Source organism: Microbacterium shimangi, from assembly GCF_043556445.1.
Lineage (GTDB): Bacteria > Actinomycetota > Actinomycetes > Actinomycetales > Microbacteriaceae > Microbacterium.
In genome coordinates this window covers 41507-47506 of record NZ_JBIGII010000008.1, presented here as the reverse complement: position 1 = coordinate 47506, position 6000 = coordinate 41507, and the positions used below count along the sequence as shown (strand labels likewise).

Here is a 6000-nt window from a genome sequence, read left to right as displayed (position 1 = left end):
AACGAAAACATCACAAACCCCCCCCCCCCCCCCTCCCCACCCCCCCCCCCCGGGGCCACCGCGGTCACGGTGAGTCCTGCCGATGCGGTGATCGCGCTGTCGGAACCGGTCGCGACGATCGTGTGAGCCCCGCCGGTCGTGCTGGTCGGGATCGTCACCGACGCGCGGAACGTGCCCGTGGGTCCGGCGACCACCGTAGTCAGCGTGACGGGGGTCGACCGCAGCTCGAGCTGCACCGACTCGCCCGGACGGAATCCGGCACCGCTGACCGTGACCCGGTCGCCCGCCGTCACCGACGAGTCGCTGAGGGAGAGGTCGGCGGAGACGAGACCGGATGCTGACGCATCGCGCGTCTGCGGAGCGAAGCCCGCCTTCGTTCCGGTGACGCTCACGCTGAGCTGCTGCCCGACGTCGGCGAACCCGGGGGTGTACCGGGCATCCGTCGCACCGTCGATCGGCGCGCCGGCCCGGTTCCACTGGTAGGTGAACTCGACGGGTGCCGGTCCCCACGTACCGGGCGCGGCCTCGAGCGGCTGGCCCGCGACGGGCATTCCCTCGATCGAGGGGACTCCGGCCGACAGGGCGCCGACGACCGGCGTGGAGTTGACCAGGTGCACGGCGCCGTCGCGCAGCTCGATGGTGGGGGTGTAGCCCGCCGGGAGGCCCGAGAACGTCACATCGTCAGCGGTGAACTCGGCCTGCGTGCCCGCGTAGGTCGCGATCACGAGGTCATCGGCGGGGGTGAAGCCCTCGGCGATGGCGACGTTCAGCGATCCGTCGAAGTCGACGCCGCCCGCGACCTGCACGGCGGGTGCGGCGGAGTCGACGGTCAACGCGAGCTCCCCGTCCGCATCGACGACGAGGTCTCCGCCGATCGTGAGGGGCGCGGCGACGGTCTCGGAGAGAACGCCATCCGCGACCGTGACCGAGCCCGAGCCGAGGGCGGTCTCAGAGGCGGCCACCAGCGAGCCTCCTTCGACGAGCGTCTCGCCCGCGTACGAGTTCGCGCCCGAGAGGGTGAGCATGCCGCTGCCGCTCTTGGTCAGCGACCCGACGCCGTCGATGTCGTTGCTCCAGGTGTCGGCGGCGCTGAAGCCGCCGTCGGCCGCGTCCATCTCGACGGACACGTCGGTCGAGAACGCGCTGTAGCCGTCGGCCGCGGCGAACAGGTTGAGGCGACCCCAGCCCTCGGCGTCGTCGAGCAGCGCGTGACCCGACGGCAGGCCGGTGGACTGCAGCACCCAGCGGCGCTGTTCGGCCGTGAGGTACGGCTGACGGGTCTCGAGGAGCACCTCGGCACCCTTCGGGACGACGACGGGCAGGGTGGTGTCCCCGACGACGGGGAGGCCGTAGGTGAGGCGCTCCTGGAACACCTTCTCGTTCGCATCGGCGTCGGCGAAGACGTCATCGCCCACCGGTGCGGTCGCCAGCAGGGCGGCGGCGTTCTCGCGTGCGCGCTCCTTGACCTCCGCGTTGGCGGGGAGGTTGAGAGCTGCGGCGGCTACCGCCGTCGACATCATGCGCCCGCCGATCACGTCGGCGGGGGAGTGCATCCCCGCCACGATCCGCGTGTTGCCGATTTCGGAGGCGCTCGTCAGCAGCTCCTGGAAGCGCTCGGGAGTCGAGTAGGCGAGACCGTAGGTGGCAAGCCAGGCGGCGTTCGTGTGGCCGCTGGGGTAGCCGCCGTCGGCGAGTGCTTCCGCGTCGATCCGCTTGGCCGGCATGAGCGTCGGAAGCACGATGACGTCATCGCTCCACCGGAACGGGCGTGCGTAGTTGTAGTAGGCCTTCGACGGATTGGTCGAGGCGGAGCTGTTGCGGAACAGGTTGATCAGTTCGACCATCGGGCCATAGGTCGTGTCCACATCGGCCCAGGCGCCGTTCGAGTTGCCGGCGTCGTCGTACTTGACCGTCGTCGCGTCGGCGGGGATCTCGTCGGGGATGGTCGTGCCGGCGTTGGTGCCGGTGCGGAACTCCGCAGCGTAGGGGCCGAGTCCGGCGATGGCTGAGTAGTTCTGGTTGCGACGATCGGCCAGATACGCAGCGGTCGCCTGCTCGGCGGTGCGGGTCTGCGTGATCCGGGCAGCCTCGGCGATGTTCGCATCGAGCACCGCGCGGTTCTTGACCGTACCGACGCTCTCGGGGAGGAATTTGCCGTTCGCGTCGAACTCGGCCGACGCCGTCTCTTCCGGGGTCCAGTAGTCGAGCATCGGGGAGAGCAGGCCGATGGCCGCGTTGGTCACCGGCGTCTTGTTCGCCGTCGTGTTGGAGGCCCACGCGTCGACGTAGTAGCGGCCCCACGCGTCGGGCTGGGGGTCGATCGAGGCCGTGGGGGCGGCCTGGGCGGGGGCGGCGATGCCGCAGGCGAGTACGGCAGTGAGCGTCGTCGCGACGACGACACGGACCCGGCGCTTGTGGCGCACGCGGCTTGTTACGTTCATTCAGGAGTCTCCCGGAATCGGCTGTTCATGCTGGCGCAAGAATCTTTGCCAGTGAAGCCAACTCCGGTAGCGCACAGACGGCCTGGAGGTGAACGACAGGCTCTCCGATTCAGGCCGGGTCGGTGGAGACCTGGTCGACGGCGTCGGTCATCCGCTCGAGGAACGCCACGATCGCAGCGGCCGCGACGTCGTCGATGTCGCGTGTCGCCCCCATCATGCGCTCGTGCATGTCTCCCAGGGCGGCGCGCACCGATTCACCGGCGCTCTCGGTCGCCGTGATCGTCACGCTGCGCCGATCAGTGGGATGCGGGCGACGGGCGATGTGGTCTGCGCTCTCGAGCCGGTCGAGGAGTGCGGTCGTCGACGCGGTAGAGACTCCGAGGTACTTGGCGACATCCGTCGGGGTGACGAGGTTGCGCTGTTTGCCCGCTCGGATGATGAACCGCAACGCGGCCAACTCGTTCTCACCCATCGACATCGCGCTCCGAGTGCGTCGGCGCATCGCGACTTCGGCCGCCTGGTAGGTGCGGAGCGACTGAAGCAGTTTTCGCCCCCGCTCGGCTTGGTCCTCGCTCGAGTACCAGAAGGTACTCGTCTCATTCAGGGCCACCGAAACCATCCTCGAATATGCGTTTGCCTAATTGCTAGTCTAACTAGTAACGTGAGGCCCGAGCAACAAGGCCTGGGAGCTTCGACGAGACGGGGATCGGTCATGGGGAACCTTTATTACGGCAACAGCGTCGAACCGATCGAGATGCCCGACCGGCTGCTCGCCCACGTCAAGGTGGTCCTCGCGACGAAACTGCGCCGGAACGAAAGCTTCACGATGTCGTGGCAGCACCCCGGCGACGCCGTCGGCTCCCGGTCCACCATCTGGATCCAGCCGTCGATACCCCTGCGATTCGTGTTCTCGTCGGTGGAGCCCGAGACCCTCGACCCCGCTTTTCTCAAAGATCTCGCGAACGCGGCCAATTCGTCCGCCGGCCTGACGATCGACCCGAACGGCTCTGTGACGCCCGACACCGAGCCGAGCCCGCCGCACGCCGCCCTGCGGGCGGCGTGAGTCCCACTCGTCGTTCCCCGCGCCTGACAGAACGAAGACCCGGTCGCCCTCGACGGCGACCGGGTCTTCGTTGTCTACCGCATCAGCCCTTCATCGCTCCGAAGGTCATCTCGATGTCGGCCATCTCCATCGCCGCCGTCGCTTCGATCAGCGCACGCAACTCCTTGTCGGCGCCGGGGGAGAACTCCTCCGGGCGCTCGGGAGCGATGTCCATCGGAGTGCCCACGGGGGCCTGCTGCGAAGCATCCAGGTCGGTGCCGTCGTTCGACGGTGACATGCCCTGGAAGATCTTTCCCGCCTGCGACTGGTCGCCGAGGTCGAACGAGAACTGCTTGCTCTGCAGCCCCATCTCGATGAGCTTCTTCACCTCGGGGAACTTCTCGGCGTTCGTCTTCGGGATCGGCAGCGAAGTCTTCCAGTTCACGCCGAGCGTCTCGAGAGCCTTCGCGTAGGCGTTCTCGTGCGCCTGGTCGCGGACGATCAGGTAGGAGATCGTCGAACGAGCCGTCTTGTTGTCGGTCATCTCGTAGAGGCGGCACTTCTGCAGGCGGCCGGTCGACTCGAGCATGAGGTTGTACAGGAGGTCGAGCACGAGGTTGCCCGAGTTGTAGACGTAGCTGCCGCTCCACGGGTTGCCCGCGGCGTCGACCGGAAGAGCTCCCTGCGCACCCACGAGGTAGTGGTGGATGTTGTTCTCCGACATGGCGATGGTCAACGGCGTGGCGCCACCGGCGCCGGGGGCGTCGACAGGGTCGGTGGGCTTGCCGTTGTAGCGCGGCGAACCGTCGAGGAGGCGCGAGATCGTGGTGCCGATGAGCTCGACGTGCGAGATCTCCTCGGTGCCGATGCCCTGGATGAGGTCCTTGTAGGGCTTCGCAGAAGGCCCGCGGAAGTTCATGCTCTGGAACAGGTACTGCATCATCGTGCGCATCTCGCCGAACTGGCCGCCGAGACCCTCCTGGAGGGCGTTGGCGGCTGCCGGATCGGGCTCGTCCTGCTCGATGGGATTGATGAACTGCTGGAGGTGGAAGTACACGGGGGATCCTTTCGAGGGGGGATGCGGCTCACCCTCGGCGTTCTGAGGCCGTTGTCCGACGGGGTAGCCCTGTCACGTGCCATCGGGTACTGTCCGCGACCCGGCAGCTCGGCCCGCGCCGTTCGGAGGGGGGCTTTCGCACCGGCTGTCGGAAGAGGACACTCGGTAAAGAAGTGTCAACCCCCTCGGTCCTCGCCAGTTGCGACCGGAGGGTGAGCAACATTCCCATCGAATGGAGCGTGCTCTGACATGAAGGCTCTCACCTGGCAAGGGCGACGCGACGTCGCTGTCATCGAGGTTCCCGATCCGCAGATCGAGCACCCGCGCGACGCGATCGTACGCATCACCTCTTCTGCGATCTGCGGGTCCGATCTGCATCTGTACGAGCTGTTCGGTCCGTTCCTCGACAAGGGAGACATCCTCGGGCACGAGCCGATGGGCATCGTGGTCGAGGTCGGCCCCGGCGTGACCACGCTCAAGGTCGGCGACCGCGTCGTCGTTCCGTTCAACATCTCGTGCGGCGAGTGCTTCATGTGCCGTCACGGTCTGCAGTCGCAGTGCGAAACGACCCAGGTCACCGAGTACGGCAGCGGCGCCTCCCTCTTCGGGTTCACGAAGCTCTACGGTCAGGTTCCCGGCGGACAGGCGGAGTTCTTGCGCGTGCCGCTCGCCGACTACAACACCGTGGTCGTCGGATCCGAACTGCCCGACGAGCGCTACCTCTTCCTCAGCGACATCCTCCCGACGGCGTGGCAAGGGGTGCAGTACGCGCAGGTGCCCGAGGGCGGCACTCTCGCCGTCATGGGCCTCGGACCGGTCGGCCAGTTCGTCGCCCGCATCGGCATGCATCTCGGTTACCGCGTGATCGCGGCGGACCCGGTGGTCGAGCGTCGCGCGATGGCCGAGAAGTACGGGGTGCAGGTCGCCACTCCCGAGGAGATCGCCGGTCTCGTGAGCGAAGCCACCGAAGGTCGCGGCGTCGACGGAGTCGTCGATGCCGTCGGAATGGAGGCGCACGGCAATTCGATGGTCTCGGCGTTCCAGAAGGCGACGGTGGCCTTGCCGGATGCTGTGGCTCAGCCGCTCATGGAGCACGTGGGCATGGACCGACTGGCCGCGCTCCACTCGGCGATCGACCTCGCCCGTCGCGGCGGCACGGTGTCGATCAGCGGTGTCTACGCCGGCGATGCAGACCTGATGCCGATGAAGACGATGTTCGACAAGCAGCTCACGCTCAAGATGGGCCAGTGCAACGTGAAGCGGTGGGTGGACACCATCCTGCCGCTCGTAGAAGACCCCGCCGATCCACTCGGCACGACCGACCTCGTCACGCACACCGTGGGACTCGACGATGCGCCTCACATGTACGAGGTCTTCCAGAAGAAGGAGGACGGATGTATCAAGGTGGTGGTGAAGCCCTGAGCGGGCGATGGGCGCGAAGCAGCGCCACCCGCCCGATC

5 protein-coding genes are annotated in these 6000 nt (G+C 67.4%); 2 read left to right on the top strand and 3 right to left on the bottom strand.

Translation table 11 applies throughout. The annotated features are described in order from the left end of the window. Both ACFXQA_RS14375 and ACFXQA_RS14370 read right to left on the bottom strand, forming a co-directional pair. Positions 1–2441, bottom strand: a 2441-nt coding sequence (locus ACFXQA_RS14375; RefSeq protein ID WP_394520561.1) for a phosphatase PAP2 family protein, incomplete at its 3' end; no start/stop codon positions are given. Between the two features lie 109 nt (positions 2442–2550). Then, the gene (locus ACFXQA_RS14370; protein ID WP_394520560.1) at positions 2551–3051 is read right to left on the bottom strand and encodes a MarR family transcriptional regulator; all 501 of its coding nucleotides are present in this window, start codon (positions 3049–3051) and stop codon (positions 2551–2553) included. Positions 3052–3153: 102 nt separating this feature from the next. Here ACFXQA_RS14370 and ACFXQA_RS14365 point away from each other — a divergent pair, with 102 nt between their 5' ends. Then, positions 3154–3504, top strand: coding sequence for a DUF7882 family protein (locus ACFXQA_RS14365; RefSeq protein ID WP_394520559.1), 351 nt, complete (start codon positions 3154–3156; stop codon positions 3502–3504). 82 nt (positions 3505–3586) lie between these two features. Here the strand turns inward: ACFXQA_RS14365 and ACFXQA_RS14360 are convergent, their stop codons facing one another. Further along, on the bottom strand, positions 3587–4540 hold the full coding sequence (locus ACFXQA_RS14360) for a manganese catalase family protein (protein ID WP_394520558.1): 954 nt from the start codon (positions 4538–4540) through the stop codon (positions 3587–3589). A 249-nt stretch (positions 4541–4789) separates the two neighbouring features. Here ACFXQA_RS14360 and ACFXQA_RS14355 point away from each other — a divergent pair, with 249 nt between their 5' ends. Continuing rightward, positions 4790–5962, top strand: a complete 1173-nt coding sequence (locus ACFXQA_RS14355; RefSeq protein ID WP_394520557.1) for an alcohol dehydrogenase catalytic domain-containing protein — start codon at positions 4790–4792, stop codon at positions 5960–5962. Positions 5963–6000: the final 38 nt, after the last annotated feature.